The sequence below is a fragment of the Halosolutus amylolyticus genome, from assembly GCF_023566055.1.
In the GTDB taxonomy this organism is placed as follows: domain Archaea; phylum Halobacteriota; class Halobacteria; order Halobacteriales; family Natrialbaceae; genus Halosolutus; species Halosolutus amylolyticus.
Window position 1 is genome coordinate 1,245,776 of record NZ_JALIQP010000001.1, and the last position, 20,845, is coordinate 1,266,620.

The 20,845-nt window shown below is 66.2% G+C and carries 26 protein-coding genes; 15 read left to right on the forward strand and 11 right to left on the reverse strand.

Annotated elements, in window-relative coordinates; genetic code table 11:
* Positions 1-14: 14 nt before the first annotated feature.
* The 5 genes from MUN73_RS06050 to MUN73_RS06070 all read left to right on the forward strand — a co-directional run bounded on the left by MUN73_RS06050 (position 15) and on the right by MUN73_RS06070 (position 2,807).
* Complete coding sequence (locus tag MUN73_RS06050; RefSeq protein WP_250139529.1) at positions 15-266, forward strand: DUF8015 family protein; 252 nt, start codon at positions 15-17, stop codon at positions 264-266.
* A gap of 97 nt (positions 267-363) precedes the next feature.
* Positions 364-1,128, forward strand: coding sequence for a proteasome assembly chaperone family protein (locus MUN73_RS06055; protein WP_250139530.1), 765 nt, complete (start codon positions 364-366; stop codon positions 1,126-1,128).
* A gap of 69 nt (positions 1,129-1,197) precedes the next feature.
* Positions 1,198-1,602 (forward strand): universal stress protein, encoded by a 405-nt coding sequence (locus tag MUN73_RS06060; RefSeq protein WP_250139531.1) that lies wholly within the window; start codon positions 1,198-1,200, stop codon positions 1,600-1,602.
* Positions 1,603-1,714: 112 nt separating this feature from the next.
* The gene (locus MUN73_RS06065; protein WP_250139532.1) at positions 1,715-2,134 is read left to right on the forward strand and encodes a universal stress protein; all 420 of its coding nucleotides are present in this window, start codon (positions 1,715-1,717) and stop codon (positions 2,132-2,134) included.
* 187 nt (positions 2,135-2,321) lie between these two features.
* Positions 2,322-2,807 carry a cupredoxin domain-containing protein gene (locus MUN73_RS06070; protein ID WP_250139533.1) on the forward strand — a complete coding sequence of 162 codons (486 nt, stop codon included), beginning with the start codon at positions 2,322-2,324 and terminating at the stop codon, positions 2,805-2,807.
* 80 nt (positions 2,808-2,887) lie between these two features.
* Here MUN73_RS06070 and MUN73_RS06075 read toward each other — a convergent pair whose 3' ends face one another.
* On the reverse strand, positions 2,888-3,802 hold the full coding sequence (locus tag MUN73_RS06075; protein WP_250139534.1) for a universal stress protein: 915 nt from the start codon (positions 3,800-3,802) through the stop codon (positions 2,888-2,890).
* A 440-nt stretch (positions 3,803-4,242) separates the two neighbouring features.
* Here MUN73_RS06075 and MUN73_RS06080 point away from each other — a divergent pair, with 440 nt between their 5' ends.
* A complete protein-coding gene (locus MUN73_RS06080) occupies positions 4,243-4,737 on the forward strand; it encodes a universal stress protein (RefSeq protein WP_250139535.1) in 495 nt (164 codons plus the stop codon).
* A gap of 352 nt (positions 4,738-5,089) precedes the next feature.
* Here MUN73_RS06080 and MUN73_RS06085 read toward each other — a convergent pair whose 3' ends face one another.
* Positions 5,090-5,590: a DUF2267 domain-containing protein gene (locus tag MUN73_RS06085; RefSeq protein ID WP_250139536.1), complete on the reverse strand. Its 501-nt coding sequence runs from the start codon at positions 5,588-5,590 to the stop codon at positions 5,090-5,092.
* Between the two features lie 135 nt (positions 5,591-5,725).
* Here MUN73_RS06085 and MUN73_RS06090 point away from each other — a divergent pair, with 135 nt between their 5' ends.
* Positions 5,726-6,376, forward strand: a complete 651-nt coding sequence (locus tag MUN73_RS06090; protein ID WP_250139537.1) for an HAD family hydrolase — start codon at positions 5,726-5,728, stop codon at positions 6,374-6,376.
* A 74-nt stretch (positions 6,377-6,450) separates the two neighbouring features.
* Here the strand turns inward: MUN73_RS06090 and MUN73_RS06095 are convergent, their stop codons facing one another.
* Positions 6,451-7,092 carry a dienelactone hydrolase family protein gene (locus MUN73_RS06095; protein ID WP_250139538.1) on the reverse strand — a complete coding sequence of 214 codons (642 nt, stop codon included), beginning with the start codon at positions 7,090-7,092 and terminating at the stop codon, positions 6,451-6,453.
* Between the two features lie 105 nt (positions 7,093-7,197).
* On the opposite strand from MUN73_RS06095, the gene MUN73_RS06100 reads away from it, so the two are divergent.
* Entirely contained in the window at positions 7,198-7,836 is a 639-nt protein-coding gene (locus MUN73_RS06100; protein WP_250139539.1) for a phosphoribosyltransferase, read from the forward strand.
* Positions 7,837-7,987: 151 nt separating this feature from the next.
* The gene (locus MUN73_RS06105) at positions 7,988-9,205 is read left to right on the forward strand and encodes a CBS domain-containing protein (RefSeq protein WP_250139540.1); all 1,218 of its coding nucleotides are present in this window, start codon (positions 7,988-7,990) and stop codon (positions 9,203-9,205) included.
* A 66-nt stretch (positions 9,206-9,271) separates the two neighbouring features.
* Here MUN73_RS06105 and MUN73_RS06110 read toward each other — a convergent pair whose 3' ends face one another.
* The gene (locus tag MUN73_RS06110; protein ID WP_250139541.1) at positions 9,272-9,721 is read right to left on the reverse strand and encodes a universal stress protein; all 450 of its coding nucleotides are present in this window, start codon (positions 9,719-9,721) and stop codon (positions 9,272-9,274) included.
* A gap of 78 nt (positions 9,722-9,799) precedes the next feature.
* Entirely contained in the window at positions 9,800-9,994 is a 195-nt protein-coding gene (locus MUN73_RS06115; protein WP_250139542.1) for a DUF2196 domain-containing protein, read from the reverse strand.
* Positions 9,995-10,157: 163 nt separating this feature from the next.
* Here MUN73_RS06115 and MUN73_RS06120 point away from each other — a divergent pair, with 163 nt between their 5' ends.
* The 4 genes from MUN73_RS06120 to MUN73_RS06135 all read left to right on the forward strand — a co-directional run bounded on the left by MUN73_RS06120 (position 10,158) and on the right by MUN73_RS06135 (position 13,229).
* Positions 10,158-10,763, forward strand: coding sequence for a metal-dependent hydrolase (locus MUN73_RS06120; protein WP_250139543.1), 606 nt, complete (start codon positions 10,158-10,160; stop codon positions 10,761-10,763).
* Between the two features lie 242 nt (positions 10,764-11,005).
* On the forward strand, positions 11,006-11,446 hold the full coding sequence (locus MUN73_RS06125; protein WP_250139544.1) for a universal stress protein: 441 nt from the start codon (positions 11,006-11,008) through the stop codon (positions 11,444-11,446).
* A 260-nt stretch (positions 11,447-11,706) separates the two neighbouring features.
* Positions 11,707-12,195: a universal stress protein gene (locus MUN73_RS06130; RefSeq protein WP_250139545.1), complete on the forward strand. Its 489-nt coding sequence runs from the start codon at positions 11,707-11,709 to the stop codon at positions 12,193-12,195.
* A 158-nt stretch (positions 12,196-12,353) separates the two neighbouring features.
* Complete coding sequence (locus MUN73_RS06135) at positions 12,354-13,229, forward strand: universal stress protein (RefSeq protein ID WP_250139546.1); 876 nt, start codon at positions 12,354-12,356, stop codon at positions 13,227-13,229.
* An 88-nt stretch (positions 13,230-13,317) separates the two neighbouring features.
* Here the strand turns inward: MUN73_RS06135 and MUN73_RS06140 are convergent, their stop codons facing one another.
* The 4 genes from MUN73_RS06140 to MUN73_RS06155 form a co-directional block, all read right to left on the reverse strand.
* Complete coding sequence (locus MUN73_RS06140) at positions 13,318-13,791, reverse strand: pyridoxamine 5'-phosphate oxidase family protein (RefSeq protein WP_250139547.1); 474 nt, start codon at positions 13,789-13,791, stop codon at positions 13,318-13,320.
* Positions 13,792-13,891: 100 nt separating this feature from the next.
* The gene (locus MUN73_RS06145) at positions 13,892-15,262 is read right to left on the reverse strand and encodes a nicotinate phosphoribosyltransferase (protein WP_250139548.1); all 1,371 of its coding nucleotides are present in this window, start codon (positions 15,260-15,262) and stop codon (positions 13,892-13,894) included.
* Positions 15,263-15,340: 78 nt separating this feature from the next.
* A complete protein-coding gene (locus MUN73_RS06150; protein ID WP_250139549.1) occupies positions 15,341-15,688 on the reverse strand; it encodes a DUF7344 domain-containing protein in 348 nt (115 codons plus the stop codon).
* Between the two features lie 203 nt (positions 15,689-15,891).
* Positions 15,892-16,305, reverse strand: a complete 414-nt coding sequence (locus tag MUN73_RS06155; protein ID WP_250139550.1) for a universal stress protein — start codon at positions 16,303-16,305, stop codon at positions 15,892-15,894.
* Between the two features lie 143 nt (positions 16,306-16,448).
* On the opposite strand from MUN73_RS06155, the gene MUN73_RS06160 reads away from it, so the two are divergent.
* Positions 16,449-17,657, forward strand: a complete 1,209-nt coding sequence (locus MUN73_RS06160; RefSeq protein ID WP_250139551.1) for a CBS domain-containing protein — start codon at positions 16,449-16,451, stop codon at positions 17,655-17,657.
* A gap of 131 nt (positions 17,658-17,788) precedes the next feature.
* Here MUN73_RS06160 and MUN73_RS06165 read toward each other — a convergent pair whose 3' ends face one another.
* Together MUN73_RS06165 and MUN73_RS06170 are read right to left on the reverse strand one after the other, a co-directional pair.
* Positions 17,789-18,232, reverse strand: coding sequence for a pyridoxamine 5'-phosphate oxidase family protein (locus MUN73_RS06165; RefSeq protein ID WP_250139552.1), 444 nt, complete (start codon positions 18,230-18,232; stop codon positions 17,789-17,791).
* A gap of 82 nt (positions 18,233-18,314) precedes the next feature.
* Entirely contained in the window at positions 18,315-19,889 is a 1,575-nt protein-coding gene (locus tag MUN73_RS06170) for an ABC1 kinase family protein (protein ID WP_250139553.1), read from the reverse strand.
* A 571-nt stretch (positions 19,890-20,460) separates the two neighbouring features.
* Between MUN73_RS06170 and MUN73_RS06175 the strand changes: the two genes are divergently transcribed.
* The gene (locus tag MUN73_RS06175) at positions 20,461-20,814 is read left to right on the forward strand and encodes a hypothetical protein (RefSeq protein WP_250139554.1); all 354 of its coding nucleotides are present in this window, start codon (positions 20,461-20,463) and stop codon (positions 20,812-20,814) included.
* The last annotated feature ends 31 nt before the right edge of the window (positions 20,815-20,845 follow it).

A 20,845-nucleotide genomic window follows, 5' to 3' on the forward strand; every position in this document is an offset into this window, starting at 1 on the left:
AGAGGGGATCGAACGTGGTCGACTACTACGACAAGGTCATCGCCGGCATCGCGGGAAGCCTCCTCGGAGGCCTTCTCATCGGCGTCGTGGCCCCGATCGCGGTCCAGAGCGGACTGTTCCTCGGGACGCTCGCCGCGACGCTCCTGGTGTACGACGCCGTCTTCCGGAACCCGCCCGTGCCGGCGACGGATCCGCGGGTCGCGGCCGCGGCGATCGTCTGGCACGCGGTGCTGTTCTCCCTGGCGATCGCCGTTTTCGCCGGCTAGTTGACGCGACTCTCGCTGAAACGGCCGATTCCCACCAGTCCGGCGGAGCGGGAACAGGGGATACAATCTTGGTCGTTACCGGTGTAGCTGATCACCGATGGGAGATCAGACCCAATCCGCGTCGTTCGAACAGGTTACGGACGTCGACGCCGAGTCTCCGACGCTCGTCGAAGGGTTGCCCGGTCACGGGCTCGTCGCCTCGATCGCCGTCGATCAGATCACGGACCAGCTGGGGCTCGAGCACGTCGGGAACGTCGCGTCCGACGAGTTCCCCGCAGTCGTGACGTTCGACGACGGGCTCGTCCACGACCTCGTCCGCGTCTACGGCGGCGCCGATCCGGCGGTACTGACCCTCGAGAGCGACCTCGCGCTCCCGCAGCGGTCGTTCGAACCCCTGGCCCGGTGTGTCCTCTCCGACCTCGCAGACGAGTTCAGCCGTGCGATCTTCATCGCGGGCGCACCGGCCGAATCGGAGGAACAGATCGGCGACGTGACCGGCGTCGGGACCACCGAGGCGATCAAGAATGACCTCGTCGACGCGGGCATTTCGGTGCCCGAAGAGCCGGGACTCGTCGGCGGCATCACCGGCGCGCTCGTCCGGGAGTGTTACCAGGCGGACGTCCCGGCCGCACTGCTGATCGTTCGCTCCCACCCGTTCCTCCCGGATCCGAAGGCGGCGAAGGCGGTGATCGAAACCGCGCTCGAACCGCTCGTCGACTTCGACGTCGACACGACGGCGCTCGACGAGCAGGCCGACGAGATCCAGCAGCGCATGCAACAGGTCGCACAGCAGTACCAGCAGGTGGCCGAAGAGCAAGGGGGCCAGCAACAGCAACAGGTCCAGACCGGAATGTTCCAGTGATCCGATCGTCACGTCCTGGGAGCCGCCTGCAACCTATATATCCCGTCCAGTGGTTGAATCGGCACGGCCATGTACGACACGATCCTCGTGGCGACGGACGGGAGCGACTCGGCGAACCGCGCGGTCGATCACGCGATCGATCTCGCGTCCACGTTCGACGCCGATCTCCACGCGATATACGTCGTCGACACCCGGCGGTACGGCGGTTCGATGCTGGGGAACGCGGACGATGTCGTCGCCGACCTGGAAGACCGCGGTCGAGAACTCCTCGACGACGTCGCGGAACGCACGACCGTCGAGGTGACGTCGACGATCCGTGACGGTCGCCCACACGAGCAGATCGGGGCGTACGCCGACGAGATCGACGCGGACCTGGTGGTGCTCGGCAACCGCGGTCTCGGTTCCGGCGGCGAGATCGGCAGCAACGCCGAACGGGTCGTCAGGTACGTCGATCGACCGGTGATCACGGCGTGACCGGTGCCCGCGATCGGCTCCCCCTCGATCGTGGCGGATGGATCGAACCGCCGAGGGTCTGGCGCCCCGGCGTGAGTTATTTGACGGCGTTCGATGTGAATAACCCTGTTCGATGTACGATACGATACTCGTCCCGACAGACGGCAGCGACCCGGCGAACCGAGCGGTAGAGCACGCACTGGAACTCGCGGACCGGTACGACGCCGACGTCCACGCGATGTACTGCGTCGAGACCCACCGCTACGGCGAACCGGCCCTGAGTAGCGCCGAAATCGTTCTCGACAATCTCGAGGATCAGGGCGCGGCGATGCTCGAGGAACTGGCCGACCGCGCGGACAACGTCGGCATCGAGTGCACCTGGAACGTCTGCCACGGCCGACCCTGGGAGGAAGTCCACCGGAAGGGCGAGGAACTCGACGCCGACCTGATCGTGATCGGGTTCCAGGGCCAGAGCCACGATCGGACCGGGAAGATCGGCAGCGTCGCCGAACGCGTGGTTCGCAACGCCGATCGGCCGGTGTTGACCGCCTGAGGCGACGTCCGGGGTTCGGACCGGTCCGAGAGCTTCGGGACCGGGTTGCGTCCGAGAGCGATTGGGTGGCGCGATCGACTTCTCAAAATACTAGAACATCAGCTCAGCCTCAAATTGATAACGTTTCCTGATAGTCAGTCAAAGGCTGTAAACACGTTATTAGTGCTGAGCCCTACGATTCATCTTGATGACAGACTCCGACCGAATGTCGCGACGAACGATGCTGATGATCACCGGTGCAGCGGGCATGACGGCGCTCGCCGGCTGTGGTGGCTCGGATAATGGGGATGGAAACGGTGGCGGCAACGGTGACGAAAACGGGGCCGCCGACGCGGACTGGGAGAGCGTCGAGGAGTTCTACTTCAACGGGCAGATCTCCCACTGGGGGGCCGAGGAACCGGCCTTCCTCGAGGGCGAGGAGAACCCGACGATCACGCTCATCGAGGGTCAGGAGTACACCTTCAGGTGGTACAACAACGACGGGGTCCAGCACAACATGGAGATCCGCAACGAGGACGACGACGTCGTCGAGGACTACCAGAGCGACGACGTCAGCGAGGAGGGCGAGGAGGCGTCGATCGAAGGCGTCACCGCGACCCAGGAGATGGCGACGTACATCTGCCAGTACCACGAGACTACGCAAGTGGGTGACATCGAGGTCCAGTCCGAGTGACGACCACGGATCGACCTCGATCCGTACCGAATTTCCGGCGTCGATCGCTCCGGATGCACTGCGATCTTTTGTGAGCCCGCTTAGTCGTGGCTCATCGGGACACAGAGGACCGGCACGTCGGCGTTGCGGACGACGTTTTCCGTGACGCTCCCGAGGAGTTTCCGCTCGAGTCCGGAGCGACCGTGCGTTCCGATCGCGAGGAGATCGATCGCGTGCTCGTCGGCGTAGTTCAGGACCGCCCTGGCGGGCGGGCCGGTCGCGACGGTTCCCGTGACGCTGACGCCGGCCGCTCGCGCGCGATCGCGGACCGTTCCGAGCGCGTCCTCGCCCTCGCGCTCGAGTTTCGTCAGGATCGTTCCGGGCTCTGCGCTCCCCGTGAATCGGCTCGTATCGGCCGAATAGATCGTGTGGAGCATCGCGTCGAACGCGTCCGCGAGGGTGACTCCCCAGTCGACGGCGACCTCGGCGCCCTCGCTTCCGTCCGTCGGGAGGAGGACGTTCTCCGTGGTTTCGGTGGTCAGTTCGACGTCCCCCGCTTCGGGCGGGACCGCGAGCACCGGGACGGGAGCGGTTCGAAGTACATTTTCGGTGACGCTCCCGAGCACCACCCGTTCGAGTCCCGCTCGGCCTCTCGTCCCCATCGCGACGACGTCGATCCCGGCCGCGTCGACGGTGCTCTCGATGATCCGGAACGGTTTCCCACGTTCGACCGTCGTCGTAACCTCGAGATCCGGGTCCCGCTTTTCGGCCGCCCTCGCGACGGTTTCGACGGCCGTCTCGGCCTCGGCCTCGATCGCCGCTCGCGCCTCGTCGGTGTCGTCCTCGAAGATCCCGGAGACGCCCTCGACCTCCGAGGTGTCGACGACCGAGAGGACGTGAACGTCCGCTCCGGCCGCGACAGCCAGGTCGAGGCCGCGTTTCGCTCCCGCGAGCGCGCCGTCGCTCCCGTCGGTCGGCAACAGAACCGACTCGATCGCGTCGTCGATCGGTGGCATACTCGACCCTTTCACTACCCCGCCGAATAACTGTCCGGGTACGTCTCGAGGGCCGGCACGTCCCTGGCGACCGCTCGAGCGTGCCACCGCCGATCGAGGCCGGGCCGATATTGGAACGGCCTCGTCGTCGTAGACGTACGTCGCCACTGCGGTGGGAAACCATCGATTGGCGAACCATTACGGTCGCTCGATTTTCGACGGGCGGCCGCACCTGCACCACGGCAGACGTATTTAACTGATTTTACAACCGTATGTTCGTCATGGTTTTCGGAACAACCGACGGTTTCCCTCGGCAAACAAGTGGTAATGTGACATGTTGGCGAGCTATCTATCGTGGGGTCCCGAGGTGTACGGGTTCGATCGACCCGGCTACTCGAGGCGCGGACGCCCGCACCGATCGTCCCCTCGAAGTTATTGTCCAGCGAATCGAACGGACGCGTATGACCTTCGTCGTCCCGTTCGATGGATCGGAGCTCGCAGAGGCCGCCCTCGTCAGGGCCGTCGAGTACGCGTCAGTCCTCGACGAGGAAGTTGTGGCCGTCTCGGTCGTCCCGGAACGGAAGCGCTACGCGCGAGAAAAGGGCTGGATCGGGGAAGACGAGTCGTACGACGTCGACGCGGTCGTCGGACGCCTCCGCGACCAGGTCCAGGCGCTCGCGCCGGACGCGACGTTCGAGTACGAGCGAATTCGCGAGTTTCCCCCCGAATCGAAACTCGCCGGCCACATCGAACGGCTGGCCCTCGAGCACGACCCGAGCGTCGTCTTCCTCGGGAGCGACAACGTCGGCCGGGTCGTGACCCCGCTGACGAGCGTCGGCGTCCACATCGCCGCGGACGAATCCTACGACGTGTTCGTCGTTCGCCAGCCCGAGCCACCGAAGGTCGACGCGATCGAGCCTCATCCCGAGTTCTACGGGCGGGAGGATTCGGCGTAGCGATCGGCGGGTCCGGGGATCGATCGCTCTCGCGTCGGCGCTACTGGTCGATCGTTCGCGCGGTCAGCGGGCGATCGAGAGTCCCGCTGAGGTGGCGTCCGTCGCGGCGTCGCTCCCGTCGGTGGCGATGAGAACGTCCTCGTACATACCGGCCCGTACACCGACTACGGTCTTGGCTCTGTTGACAGCCGGGGCGCTGTTCGGATGCGACGCTCGGGTTTCGATCTCCGGCCTGCCGGTATCCACCGCGAGTCGCCTGCGCTCCGGACTGCGGTCGATCGCTCCGGGGACGGTTCGCCCGCGAATCCGCGAGCGATTCCGGGGCGGAACCCGTCCACGAACCCGGTGAACGTCATTCCGGTCCGCCGTCCGTCGACTCCGGATCCGTCTCGCCCGTGGCCTCGGGTTGCGGGCCGCCCCCGGTCTGTGCCTCCTCGGCCGCTCCCCACCCGCCAGCGTCGACGACTTCGAAGAGTTTGCGCCAGTTCTCGTCGCCTTCACTCTCGGGGAGCTGATCGCGGAGTTGCTGGAAGTCGGACGGGGGAACCGCGGTCTCGACGAGGTCGACGACGACCCGGGCGTGGTAGGCCGCCTCCGGCGGATCGACGCCCTCGATCTCGCTGACGCGTTCGACGAATTCCTGCCAGTCGAACCGCTGGCCGTGTTCCTGAACTGCACCGGTCAGGTACCACCTGATCTCGAGCGGGAGCGAGCCGGCGAGGTCGGCGGCGTTTCCCTCGGGGAGTCGCTGCCCCAGCGTCATGAGGGTCGCCCGGATCGCCCGCACTGTTCGGCCGGTGTCCGGAAGCTCGAGGCGGTGCTGAACCGTCCCGGTGAATTCGTCGAAATTCATACCACGACGTTCGCGAACCAGCACCGTCAATCTAGGTGGTGGTCACGCCCTGCTTCGAGGGGCCACGCCCGTCGGGTCGGCGGCCGGCCGCGATCGACGGGTGGATATCATTGAAACGGCGGCTGAACGGACTCCATGACGCTCGTCGCCTTCGACTTCGACGACACGCTCGCCCAGTCCGACCCGGGTATCCTCCTCGGGAGAGAGTACGACGTTGCGAGCGAGACGCGTGGGCTCGTAGAGCAGGGGCTGCGTGACGAGATCGATTTCGAGACCAGCCTTCGAGGGCGCGTCTCGTTGCTCGAGGGGATGCCGGAACGCCGGGTCGAAACCGCGTTCGATCGGTGCCAGTTGCGTGACGGCGCCGCCGAGTTGATCGCGGATCTGCGACGATCCGACGTGTCCGTGGCGATCGTCACGGGGAGTTTCGAACGGGGCGTCGAGGCGACGCTCGATCGAGCCGGGATCGCGGTCGACCACCTCGTCGCGAATCGACTCGTGCTGGAAAACGGGGCGCTGACGGGCGACGTCGAAGGCCCCGTGCTCGACGACAGGAAAGATCGGTCACTGGGCGAACTCGCCGTCGCCGAGGGGGAGGACCTCGACCGGACGATCGCGGTCGGTGGCGGGGCCACGGATCTCCCGATGCTCCGCGCTGCCGGGACCGCAGTCGGGTTCGATCCGGTGCCGCTCGTCGAACAGCACTGCGACGTCGTCGTACCGTCGATGCGAAAACTCCGGCTCTACTTCGACCAGCACGACATCGTCGACGCTGACGGGACCTGACGCGATCGTCGCCACTGTGCCACCCCGTGGTGGCTCCGGACCCGGTTCGCGAGCGGTACGCGGGATCGCGATCCCTATTTCACCGTCCGGGCGAACCAGTCGGCTGCCACGTCGGCGACTTCTTCGAGTTCGCCCTCCCCTTCGAAGAGGTGCCCTGCTCCCTCGACGACGTGCAGGTCCTTCTCACAGGAAAGCTGAGCTTTGGCCTCGCGGTTGAGTTCGAGCACCTGGGTATCGCCACCGCCGACGATGAACAGGGTCGGTGCCCGAACCTCGTCGAGGACGTCGGACGCCATGTCGACGCGGCCGCCGCGCGAGACGACGGCGTCGACGGCGTCCTGCAGGCGCGCCGCTGCCCGGAGCGCGGACGCCGCTCCTGTACTGGAGCCGAAGTACCCGACGGACGCGTCACGAGTGGCCTCGCGATCCCACAGCCACTCGGTAGCCGCGACGAGACGGTCTGTCAACAGCGGGATGTCGAAGCGATTGTCGCGGATCCGGTCTTCCTCCTCGGTGAGCAGGTCGAACAGCAGGGTCCCGAGTCCCCGATCGCGGATGACGTCGGCGACGAAGTTGTTACGAGGGCTCTTTCGGCTGGACCCGCTCCCGTGAGCGAAGACGACCACCCCCGGCGCGTCCGCCGGGATTTCGAGCATACCTTCGAGTGTCACGTCGTCGACCGGGATGGATACGAGGGTCTCCGATCGCGGTGCCATACTCGACCCGACACCGGCAGCGATCTTTATACAGGGGGGTCGTCCCCCGCGAGTATCCCACCTGTGTGTTATATGTACTCGCATTCCGTGATTCAATCCGGGACGATGGCAGAGACTCGCCGATTCAGCGACCGGACGGACGCGGGAGAGCAACTCGCGGACGAACTCCGCGAGCGGGGACTCGACGCGGATATCGCGCTCGCCATCCCCCGGGGCGGCCTTCCGCTCGGCCGAGCGGTGGCCGACGCGCTCGACGTTCCGCTCGACGTCGTCGTCGCGAAGAAGATCGGTGCCCCGGGCAATCCGGAGTACGCCATCGGTGCCGTCGCGAGCGACGGGAGCGTCTGGCGGAACGAACAGGGCCTTCGCGGCTCGGGGGCCGACGAGGAGTACTTCCAGCAACAGCGCGAGGAGGAAGCAGCGAACGCCCGTCGGAAGGCCGAGCGCTACCGCGGCGATCGATCGGAACCCGACCTGACCGACGAGACCGTGGTCGTCGTGGACGACGGCGTGGCGACGGGATCGACCGTCAGAGCCTGCCTCAGGAAGCTCAGCGAAACGGACGCCGATCGCATCGTGCTGGCAGTCCCCGTCGGCCCGCCGGAGACGATCGCGGAACTGGAGGACGAGGCCGACGAGGTCGTCTGTCTCGAGACGCCGCGCGGTTTCAGGGGCGTGGGGCAGTTCTACGAGCGGTTCGGACAGGTGACCGACGAGGAGGCGATGACGTATCTGGAGCGGTGACCGGTGTGCGACCAGCGCCGTCGGTCGACTCTCCGAAACCGAGGCCGATCACAACGATAACGACCGTCGGACACGTGTTCGTCGTACGGCGCACCGATGGCAGCGTCGTCCCGGCGGTATTGCAGTCCGATCGAGCGAACGCATACAAATCATGGATATCGCTGACATCGTTTCGAAAGAGTACGTCGAATTCACCCCGGAGACGCCCGTCTCGAAGCTCGTCGGGACGTTCGCGGATTCCGACGTCAAGGGCGTCGTGGTCCGCGACGACGAGTTCGAGGGGGTCGTCACCAGGAGACAACTCGCCACGTCGCATCGCCAACCGAACGAAAAGCTCGGATCGCTCGTCTGGCACGTGCCCCGGCTCGCGCCGGACGAGGACGTCCGCAAGGTGGCACAGCTCATGATCGACAGCGATTCGCAGCTGCTCCCCGTGTTCGAGGGCCAGGAACTGGCCGGCGTCGTCACCGTCGACGCGATCCTCCGGAAGGTCGAGCCGTTCCTCGACGCGGCGACCGTTGCAGAAGCCCACTCCGCCGATCTCGTCTCGATCGAACCGGAGACCACCCTCGGCGACGCACTCAACGTCTTCCGGGAGAACCGCATCACGCACCTGCCGGTCGTCGAGGACAGCACGGCAGTCGGTATCCTCAGTCTCTACGACGTGACCGGCATCACCGTCCGGGCCGAGGTACAGAGCCAGGGCGGCGACGCGGGCGGGACGGATCCGTTCGGGGGTGAAATATCCGACAGCACGGCTCGTGCACGCCGTGGCGGCTACGGGGCCCGGGACGGTGAGTCCGCGCGGATGCTCGACCTCCCGGTCCGGGACGTCATGGTTTCGCCGGTTCGCACGATCCACCCGGACGAGACGCTCGACGTCGCCGTCGCAGAGATGTTCGAGATCGACGCGTCGTCGCTGGTCGTCACCGAGAACGGCGCTCCTCACGGCATCGTGACGAAGACGGACGTTCTCGACTCGCTCACCTGGGAGGCCGGCGGGAACCGCGGCGTCCAGGTCTACGGCACCGACCTGATCGACGACGTGACCTACGACGAAATCATCGCGAAAGTCGAGAAGTTCGACGACCGGGACCACGGGATGAACGTCCTCGACGCGAAGGTCCACCTTCACGAACACGACGAGACGCGCCGCGGGAGACCGCTCCTGCTCGCTCGCGTCCGACTCCACACCGATCGGGGGCTGTTTATCGCCTCCGGGGAGGGGTACGGCGCGAGTCACGCGATCAACGAGGCGAGCAAGGTGCTGGAGCGACAGATCCGCGACGAGAAGACCTACGGACGGACCAAGAAACCCCCGGACGAGGAGTTCTGGGAGAAACGCTTCGGCTGGCTGCTCGAGGAGTGAGCGACCCGGCCACCGTGTCGTGGTCGTCGACGCTCTCGAGGTCGGGCGGGGACGGGCGTCGTGACGTCAGCGCACGACGGTCACCGGAACGGTCGCCCGCTCGACCAGCGACTTCGCGACGCTGCCGAGCATCAGCCCGGCGCGCTCCGATCGGCCCTGGTGGCCGACGAAGATCGTGTCGAAACCCTCGACCTCCGCATAGTCGGCGATCACCGGAACCGGATCGCCGTAGAGGTGTTCGCTCTCGACGTCGTGGCCGCGTTCCGCGGCGAGTTCGACCGCGTCGTCGAGGACGGCCTGGCCGCGCTGTTCGGCGTCTTCGACGCTTTCGATGATCAGTCGCTGGTCCGCGTCCGAGAGCGACGAGATCGGTTCGCTCCCGCCCTCGTCGTAGACGGTGGGGTCGACCGCGTGGACGACCGTGATCGATCCGCCCATCGCGTCCACGACGTCGGCGGCGTAGGCGAGGGCGTTCTCGGACGCTTCGGAACCGTCGACCGCTACGAGAGCCTTCATGCCCGTATCTTCGGTCCCGAGTCAGTTAAAACGAATCGTGAGGTCGAACTCCCTGCTCTACCGCAGGCGGGGCCCCGGTCACGTCTCCGGCCCGATACGCTTGACACGTCCCCGTGGACCGGACTCGAGCTTCACGAAGATTCCTTCGGGGTGGGTCCGTTCGTCGGTCAGGACGGCGCCGTCCTCCCCGACGACGCGGTCGCCGTTCTCCTGTTCGATCTCCACGGTCATCCCCTGGACGAGTTCGTCTCGGGTCGGAAGGTCCGCTGACACGTGTTCGACCGAACGGTGGCGAACCCCTTCGAGTGACGGCGTCGTTCCACTCGTTCGAACGCGTCCACGAAAACCGTGTCCAGTCGTCGATCGATCGCATATGCCGGGTGGTACCGGTTCGCAGGAAACACATTTATCGTTTCGTCGCCTACGATCGGTCACAATGATGGCGACGACGCACGCGCTCTGGGGGATGGTGCTCGCACTTCCCGTCCTCGCGATCGCCCCGGAACTCGCACCCGTCGCGTTCGTGGCGGGGTTCGTCGGCGGGCTGGCTCCCGATCTGGACCTCTACACGGGCCACCGGAAGACGTTCCACTACCCCGTCTACGCGTCGATCGCGGCGGTGCCGGCGCTGGCAGCGGCGCTCCTCGCGCCGACGACGCTGACGGTCGCACTCGGCGTGGGACTCGCCGCGGCGGCCCTCCACGCGGTGGCCGACGCCTTCGGCGGGGGCCTCGAGCTACGGCCCTGGGAAGGAACCTCCGAGCGGGCGGTCTACAGCCACTATCACGATCGATGGGTCCGCCCCCGTCGCTGGGTCCGTTACGACGGCGCTCCCGAAGACCTCGCGCTCGCCGGCGTCGCGGCGGCGCCGCTGGCAATGATCGGTACCGGGCCGATCACGACCGTCGTGCTCGCGTTCGTCACGGTGTCGGCCGTCTACGTCCTGTTGCGCAGGCACCTCGCCGGCGTCGCCGAGCGCCTCGTCCGGCTGGTTCCGGACTCGCTGACTCCCTATCTCCCCGCCCGATATCGGCGGGCCTGACGCGGTCGCGACGCCGACTGATACGGTCCCCTGTACCGAGTTCCCGGCGCACCAGCGATCCGTCTGCGGGTGCGCCAGAACTGACGGACAGTAGTCCGTATGACCGACCGGGTGGGTCGCGTCCACGACTGATCGACGATCGGGACTGTCGGGCCCGAGGCCGCCAGCCTGACGCCGGCCGGTACTGCTCGGCAGTCGGGGCCGCCGCGGCCACTATGGCGCTCCGGAGTGAAGACTGGCGTATGTCCAGCAGGATTCTCGTTCCGGTCGATGGCTCGCCGCTGTCCATGCGTGCGCTCCGGCACGCGTTGCGGACGTTTCCCGACGCGGAGATTACGGCCTACCACGTGGTCGACCTGTTCGAACCCGACACCGTCCCTGACGTCGAGTCGTCGTACGAACCGATGATCGGCTCGCCCGAGTGGTACAGCGTCGTCGACGACGCGACCGACCGGCTCTTCGCGGAGGTCGACGAGATCGCCGCGGACTACGATCGATCGGTCGCGACCGAGTCGGACATCGGCGATCCGAAGCGACTCGTCGTCGAGTACGCCACGGAGGAAGACGTCGATCACGTCGTCGTCGGCTCTCACGGACGGATAGCCCCACAGCGATCGATCTACGGGAGCGTCACCGAGGCGGTCGTGCGCCGCGCACCGGTTCCGGTCACCGTCGTTCGGTGAGGGCCCCTGTGATACGGTTTACTGTACGTCAGTTCCGGCGCAACCGCGATCCGGGCGGCGGTTGCGCCGGTACATCGGTACAGCAATCCGTATGAGTCGACGCTCGCACCGACTCGCCAGCCGTCCGTCGTCGGACCGCCGTCTCGACGATGGTGTTCTCGCCGCGATCCGTCTCTACCGTCCCCGTGAGACGTCTCCGTCGTTCTCTCACTGTGGGAGTCGTCCCCAAGGTTGTTCACCCACAGGTACCAAGTGCTACCATGGCGTTTCTCGTCCCCTTCGACGGGTCCTATCTGGCGGAGGCTGCACTGATGCGGGCGGCCGAGTACGGCGAGGCGCTCGACGAGGACGTGATCGCGCTCTCCGTCGTTCCCGACGACGAGTCGTACGCGATCGACGTCGGGTGGTACGAGCAGCGAGAAGACGACCCGTTCAGCGTTCAGTACGTCGCGGGCAAACTACGTGACGGCGTGGCCGACATCGCCCCCGAGGCCGCGTTCCGGCACGAGCGGATCGACACCGGGACGGCCGCCGCGATCGCAGCCCGGATCACCGAGATCGCCGACGAGATTCGGCCGTCGGTCGTCTTCCTCGGCACGGAGAACGTCGGCGAGATCGCCCAGCCGGTGACCAGCGTCGCCGGCGGCGTCGCCGAAAACGCGACGTACGACGTCCACGTCGTCCGGTACTACGCACCGCCGTCCATTCCAGCGGTTGGACTCGAGGAGGGGTCGTACACGGAGGGGTGACCGAAGGGGCGGTCACGGCTCGCCGGGGATCGACTGCCGAGACGTCACGGCTCACCGAGGACCGACTGCCATGGCGGTCACGACTCACCAGGGATCGACTGGTCACGACCGATGAACGTACGAGTGGCTTGATGACCGTCCGGGTCGAACGAATCGGTATGTTCAGCACCGTACTCGTCCCGACGGACGGCAGCGCCGGCGCCGAAGCGACGATCGCCCACGCAACCGAACTGGCCGACGCCTACGGCGCGGCCGTCCACGCCCTCTCGGTCGTCGACACCGGTGTCGAACCGATCGGACTCGGGGCCGACGATCGCGAGTCGCTCTACGAGTCCTCCGAGCGACGGGGCCGCGAGGCGACGATCAGGATCACGAATCGGGCGGAAGAGCGCGACCTGCAGGCCGCACGGGACGTTCGCGAGGGCGTCCCCTACAGGGAGATCCTCGCGTACGTCGACGAGGTCGACGTCGACCTGATCGTCATGGGGACCCACGGCCGGACCGGAGCCGATCGGGTTCGCCTGGGCAGTACCACCGAACGGGTGATCACGCGGGCGGACGTGCCGGTGCTGTCGGTTCGGCTGGCGGAAAGCGAGGAACCCGTGCCCGGGGACGGCGGCTACGATCGACTCGTGATTCCGACGGACGGGAGCGACGCCGCCGAACGCGCCGCGGAGGCGGCACTCGACATCGCCGGGAAGTACGACGCTGACGTCCACGCCGTCTACGTGGTCGACTCGACGACGTACGACCTCGAGGACGCGCCCCGGAGTATCGTGGGGTTGCTCAAAGAGGGCGGACAGAATGCGACGGAGACGATCGCCGAGATGGCACGCGAGCGAGGTCTCGACGTGGGAACCGACGTCCGCCGCGGCGCTCCGGCCGAGGAACTGCTCGACTACGCCTCGGGTGTCGACGTCGACCTCGTCGCCATGGGCACGCGCGGGAGTGCGGTCGGTTCCGGCCGACTCCTCGGGAGCACGACGGCGCGCGTCGTCCGGCGATCGCCGATCCCCGTCCTGACGGTGAACTAAGTAGCCACTGAAAGTCACTGCACACCTGATCGCAGGACAGCTTCGCGATCAGTGTGTAAATCGTTTCAGTGGCTACTATAGGGGCCCGCTACTCGTCCGGTTCGAGCGCCGGCGGGAGCCCCTGGTGTTTGATGCCGGTCCGATCGTCGATCCGGAACTCGTAGACGGCCACCTCGCCAGAGAGGGAGGCCGTTTCGAACAGGTCCGGGCGCCACACGTCGCCCATGATCTCCTCGAGGTCGTCCCACTCCGACTCGGGGACGGCGGCGATCGATCCCGACAGGAGCACGCTCTGCCAGTTGTACATCGTGTCGACCGCGAAGACGAGGAAGCTCGCGGTGTCTGCCGCGTTGCTCATCGCTTCTTTCCGGCTCCCGGCCCCGAGGAGATACGTGAAATAGAGTCGGCGGTCCCCGTCGTACCCGAACGATAGCGGAAGGAGATACGGGCCGTCCTCCCCGGGGAGGCCGAGCACGCCCATCTTCCGGTTCGACAGGAAGTTTCGAATCTCGTCGTCGGTCATCTCGGCCAGGCCGTACTCCCGTAGTTCGTCGACGGACATACTGTGACGGACTCCGGGCGGCACGAAAAAGCCTCACCCCGTCTGCGCTCGCCGAGGGCCGATCGGACACGCCTCCAACCCTGCTCCGAAACCCGCGCGTCTACTCCGAAATCCGGGCTTCGAGCGTCGATCGCAGGTCGTCCGTCTCCGCCTGCAGCCCGTCGCTGATCCGGACGTCGTACGGGGCGGGATCCTCGATTCGACGGTGTCGCTCCGGCAGTTTCCGACGCTTCTTACGGGCAGTTTCTCGGATTTCGTCGAGGCCCGGGATCTCGTAGACGCGATCGCCGTCCTCGATGACGGTGACCAGTTGCTCCTCGCCGGGTCCCGACTCGCCCCGGAGTCCGAGGACGTCGCCGGCGTACTCCCCGTCGGATTCGATCCGGCGGACGCTTTTCGCCCCGGGATAGGTCACCTTCCCTTTCGAGAGTTTCATCGTCGGCTGCATCTCGCCGTCGCGTTCGACCGCAACGAGTTTGTAGACCCCCTCGACCTTGGGGGCGTCCGTACTCGTCACCAGGGCGGTCCCCGGTCCGAAGCCCGCGCCGACGCCGCCGCGATCGAAGAACTCGTGGATGGCGTACTCGTCCATCCCGGAGGAGATGAACTGGTCGACCTCGGGGATCACCTCGTCGACGGCTTTCGAGAGCGCCGCGAGATCGCCCGAGTCGAGACGGACGCCGCGGAGATCCACGTCCTTGCGTTCGGCGATCGCGTTTGCGACCTCCGCACCCCGAACGGTGTCGTAGGTGTCGATCAGGAGTACGCTCTCCGACCCGTACTCGTCGACGAACGTCTCGAACGCGTCGCGTTCGTACTCGAAGCTCTGGACCCACGAGTGGGCCATCGTCCCCGAGACGGGGATCCCGAACGCCTCGCCCGCGGCGACGTTCGAGGTGGCGTCGAAGCCGCCGACGTACGCGGCCCGCGCGGCCTTCATCCCGGCGTCGGTGCCGTGGGCGCGTCGCGACCCGAAGTCGACCAGCCGCTGGCCGTCCCCCTCGCGATCGATCACGTCCCGCATCCGGCTGGCTTTCGTCGCGATCAGCGACTGGTAGCCGACCTGGTTGATCAGCGCGGTCTCGAGGAGCTGTGCCTCCTGGATGGGTGCCGTCACCTCGAGCAACGGCTCGTTCGGGAACACCGGCGTCCCTTCCGGCAGCGCGCGAATCTCGCCGGTGAACTCGAAGTCGGCCAGCCACGAGAGAAACGCCTCGTCGAAGTCCTGTTCGGCCAGGAACTCGAGGGCGCGATCGCCGAACGAGAGGGTCTCGACGTAATGGACGGCCTGTTCGAGTCCCGCGGCGATCATGTACCCCCGGTTCGGCGGCAGGTCGCGGACGAAGAGACTGAACGTCGCTCTCGGGATGTGGTCCTGTGCGTGGTAGGCCTGCATCATCCGCAGCTCGTAGAGGTCGGTAAACAGCGGGAGCGTCTCCTGGGTCAGGTAGCCGAAGCTGGTTTCGGACATCGGATCACCTGCACGAACTACGTGAATCGTGATAATTGTCGGTGTCTGTTCAACTCAACGCGGTGTGTCGCCCTGACGTCACGCGATTTCGACGGCATCAGTCGCGTCGAGAACGGCCGAAACGAGATCGCACTCGTAGTAGCGGACCGTCTTGCGCTGCCGATCGTAGTCGACGATCTTTCCGTCCTCGAGCGACGGCAGGTGGACGTGGTGGAGTTCCGTCTTCCAGGTGGCTGTCTCGCGCCTGTCGGTCACGGTGGACAGGGTCGCTGCCAGGTTTTCAACTCTCATCTCGTTGTCGTCGTACCCGTCCAGTACGGCGACGATCGCTCGGCGCCGAGATTCCGCGAGCAATCGAAGGACGGCGTCCGCATCGCACGTACAGTGGACGGTGCCGTCGTCGTCGACGATCGAGCACTCAGTCATGGTTTTCGGTGGTTGAACTTCGATCGCGTGGCCTAAAGTAGGCGTACCGTCTTCCCACCGCGTGATAGATCGTCGATCGGTGAACCGTCAGGATTTTCGAACGGCGACGGGTCGACGGCGACAGTCGATGCCGGGGGCTCTCGGCGGGCGTCCCGCGGGCGAGCGCGGTCCGGATCGCCGGAATCGCCGGTGCCGGCGATCGATCACCGGACGACCGTCACCGGAACCGACGCGCGGCGAACGACCTGTTCGGCGACGCTACCCAGCAGAACCCGCGAGACGCCCGACCGACCGTGACTGCCGAGGACGATCGTGTCGACGTCGGCGTCGTCGGCGAACTCGACGATCCCGCGGGCCGGCGACCCGACGATCGTCTCGGTCTCGATCGACGCGTCGTGGTCGGCGCGATCCTCGGCCATCTCGAACAGCTGTTCGGCCTGCTTCTCCGCCGCTTCGATCGCCAGCTGGAAGTTGTACGGTGCGTCGCCGCTGTAGGCCGATATCGACGGGTTGAGGACGTGCAACACCGTGATGTCGGCGTCGGGATACGTCTCGAGGGCGTGGTCGAGTGCCTTTCGTGCCGGGTCGGAGTCGTCGAGCGGGACGAGAACGTGCATAGCCGATCGTTCGACCGGTCGCCGTATATACCGCAGGGAACGTTCCCGATACGTGGACACTCGATCCGGCTGAACGTTTCGACAACTCTCCCTGCGTGGGAAGAGTCGACAGCAGGTATTCCGACGGGCCACAACAGTTACGTATGAACGTACGCGAAATCGTCGCCGACGAGTTCGAGACGTACGACGAGTCGACGCCGCTGTCGAAACTCCGCGGCGCGTTCGAGGAGACCGGCCGGCAGACGCTGCTGATCACCAGCGACGGCGCGTTCGAGGGCGTCGTCACCCGGCGAGACGTCCTCTCGTCCCACCAGAAGACCTCCCGCAAGGCGTCCTCGCTCGCCCGCCCGGTCCCGACGATCGATCGCGACGAGGACGTCCGGGAGGCCGCACGGCTCATGATCGCCGGCGACACCAGGGCGCTCCCGGTGCTCGACGGCGAGGACCTCGCGGGCGTCGTTCGTGCGGACGACCTCCTGGAACTGGTCCAGCCGTACCTGTCGGTGCTCGCGGTCGACGACGTCGCGACGCGGGAGGTCGTCACCGTGGGCCCGGACGAGTCGCTGGGCGCGGTGCTCTCGACGTTCCGGACCGAACGCATCCAGCACCTGCCCGTCACCCAGTCCGGGACCGACGAGGTCGTCGGCATCGTGAGTCTCGCCGACGTCCTCGAGTTCGTCACCCGGGAACTCCAGCGCTCGCAGGGCGGCGATCCGGCGGCCCACATGGACGCCGCCTCCGGCGGCCACCACGGCGGTTTCGGCTCCCGGGAGGGCGAGAGCGACGACCTGCTCGGCCTGCCGGTGCGCAACGTGATGGTCGAGACCCTCGGGACCGCACGGGCGAGCGAAACCGTTGACGAGACGCTCGCGACGATGCTCGAGCACGGGGCCTCCTCCTCGATCGTCCTCGACGAGGCGGGCGCTCTCGACGGCATCGTCACGAAGACGGACCTGCTCGAGTCGCTGACCTGGACCGACGAGGGACGGCTTCCCGTGCAGATCTACGGCGCGGACCTCCTGTCGGATCTCTCGCGATCGGCCCTGGCCGATCGGATCGAGGCGGTCGCGGAGAAGTACGCGGAGATGCGCGTCCTCGAGGCCAGGGTCCACCTCCAGAAGCACACCGAGCAACTCCGGGGCGTTCCCCTGCTCCTGGCCCGGGTTCGGCTCTACACCGACAAGGGGCTGTTCGTTGCCTCCGGCGAGGGGTACGGCGACGGTCACGCCGTGTCGCTCGCGCTGAACGCGGTCGAACGCCAGATTCTCGAGGGGAAGACCCACGCTTTGAGCGAGCGGACCGACGACGACGCGGACGTCGCCAAGATGTACGGCTGGTGGCTCAGCGAGTGATACGGTTTACTGTACGTCAGTTCCGGCGCAACCGCGATCCGGGCGGCGGTTGCGCCGGTACATCGGTACAGCAATCCGTATGAGGAGCGGCGACGCTCGATCCGGTCGGATGCGATCGCCTTCGGACCCGTTCACTCGCCCGTTTTCCGGCCGGTGATCGACTCGATCTCCAGTTCGTAGATCTCGAGGTCGATCGCCTCGACGTCCTGGTCGAAGACGTACAGCCGGTGGAACGACTCGTTGAGCGTCGTCGCGTCGAAAGCGTCCCGTTCCGAGTCGTCGAGTTTCCGCAACGGGCCCCTGACGAGCACGCTCCAGCTATCCGTGCCCGAACCGTCGCTGTAGAGACTCAGGCAGGCGTCGGTCGTCGTCTCGACGTACGCCATCTTCGTACTCGACCCGTCGTCCGCCAGCCGGATATACAGCGACTCGCCGTCGTAGTGGTATCCAACCGGGATCGCGTAGGCGGACGAATCGTCCGCAAGTCCCAGAACTCCGACCTCTCCCGCTTCGAGGCGGCGATCGACCTCGTCGGCCTCCATGCCGAACGTGTACACGTACTCGATTCTGTCCATGGTGAACGTACGGTCACGATACCTATGAAGCTCTCCCGCCGGCGTCGGGCGATCGATTCCGGGTCGAACTGCCGACGGGAACTCAGCGCCCGCTCGATCGGCGCGTTCGAACGTACTGGAGCGCGACGACGAGCGCCGCGACCAGACTGGCGAGTTCGTACGGCTGGGCGTGAAACGTCAGCACGGCGGTGGCGACGAACAGCGCCCCGGCGAGGACGGCGTAGCCGACCCCCGGATCGCCGTCCGGCGTCGGTTCGACCGGCTCGGTCCTGACCACCAGTTCGCCGCGTTCGAGCTGGCCGAACACGGCGTCGAACCGGGCGGGTGCTCGCGCGAGGACGGGGGCCGACTCCCGCAGGTCCCGTTTGACGTCCTCGAACAGCACTTCGAACTCGCTCTCGATGAACCCGTGGTCGACGAGGAACGATCGCGTGACGGCGATGAAGTCGAACTCGGGATCGAGGCTCCGGCAGACCCCTTCGCCGACCGTCCCGACCCGCATCAGCAACATCACGTTCGGCGGGATGCGAAACGGGAAGTCGTGGAGCATCGAGAGCAGTTCCGTGATGATCAACTGCCAGGTGACGTCCGATCGCCCCTCGAGGTTGTCGATCACCAGTTCGAGCACCCGCCGGACCGCGGCCCGGTCGACCGTCGGTTCGAGAACCTCGAGCGCGACGAGCGTGTTCAACAGGCCGTCGACGTCGCGGCGAACGAGGGTGCGATAGAGGCTCGTGATGTCCTCCTGTTCCTGTGGCGAGAGCCGCTGGCTCATGCCGTAGTCGTAGATGACCAGCCGACCCTCGTCGGTCACGGCGAGGTTGCCGGGGTGTGGATCCGCGTGGAACACCCCGTCGACGAGGCCCATCTTCAGGTACGTCCGGGCGATCAGCGTCGCCATCTCGGTCGGCCCCAGCCCCGCGTCGGCGAGCGCGTCGTCGTCGGTGATCTTTCGCCCCTCGACGTACTCCATCGCCACCACGCGATCGGAACACAGCTCGTCGTAGGTGTCCGGGACGACGATCCGATCGTCGTCGGCGAAGTTGGCGTCGATCTCCCGCATGATCGTCGCCTCGCGCTCGAAGTCCAGTTCCCCGAGGATGATCTCCTCGAAGTCGTCCGCCGCGTTCTCGAGCGAGTACCGCTGGCGTTCGTCGGCGAACGTCGCGAGCAGCGGCACGAGACCCCGGATGACCCGCAGGTCGCGTTCGATCTGCGACACGAGCCCCGGCCGACGGACTTTCAGCGCGATTCGATCGCCATCGTAGTCGGCGGTGTAGACGAACGCGAGCGAGCCGCCGGCGACCGGTTCGACCGACTCCAGGTCGATGCCGTCGCGGAGTTCCGCCTGGAGGACGGCGAACGGATCGCCGCCCGCATCCTCGGGGACCTCGTCCTGCAAGGTCGCGAAGACCTCGACGTACGTCGGCGGTACGATGTCCGGCCGCGTCGAGAGCACCTGCCCGACCTTGATGAACGCCGGCCCGAGGTCGAGCATCGTCTCGGTGAGTCGCTCGGCGCGGGCACGGTGGACCTCCGTGGAGACCGTCCGGGACGGGCCGAACAGCAGGAACCGACGCCGATCGCGCAGGAACGCGATCGCGACGGGGAGGAATCGAACGAGGACCTGCAGATAGCGTCGGTAGTACCCGCTCATCGTCCGTGGACAGGCGACCAGTCGATCGGAAGATCGTTCATACGTTTGCGTTCGAACAACGGCTATTAATACGTGACTGACGGTTTCCGCGATCGGAACCGACGTCGAGGTATCCGTCTCGGCCACTGCATCCGAGCTCGTCAAACTACCAAATCTAAATGCACATAAGATAACACACAATACAGTCCCATCCGGTCGACGACGTCGTCGATCGCTATCGACGGTCGGACTCGTCGTTTCCCGTAAAGACGTCGTTTTCGCCCCATCTGAGGCGATTGCTCTCGCGTGACGATGCGGGACGTTTGTCCGACTCTCGACTACCCTCCCGTACTGGCGCTTCTGGCCCAGAGCCGCAGACGAAACGGAAATTCAGTCGACGACCGGCCGTCGACGGTGTCGTCCTCGGCGACTCGCGAACTGCGCTCTACAATTGTAACTGAAATCTGGTAACTCGACGAACTAGTACTCGTTCTATCTAATCCGAATCGCAGGCCGACCTGTCCCGTCGACGCCTCGGCGATCGGCCGCGTAAGGAGGGAGATTTTTCAGTGCTTCTCGCTACGTACCGCGTATGACGTCTGGACTGGACCCGACCGAATCCTACGACGGGCGGATCACGGTCCTCGTCCTCGAGGACGAGGGTCGCCGGGAGCGAATCCGGTGTTCGTCGTACGAGGCCGCGATCGAGACCGCGAAGGAAGCGGCACCGTCGGCCACCGCCGTGAAGATCGTCGATCGGGACGACGAGGTCGTCTTCACCTCGGCCGAGATGGACATCGACGACTGGGCGAGCGAGTGGCGCCACGCCAAACGCCGACTCTCCGTCGACGTCGAGGCGTACGACTGCCCGTACGACAGCGTCGGGTGTTTCGCGGACGATCGCTGCGTCCAGTGCCAGATCGACAGGGTCCAGGAGCAGTACTGATACGGACTGTTGTAGTCAATTACCGCCGATC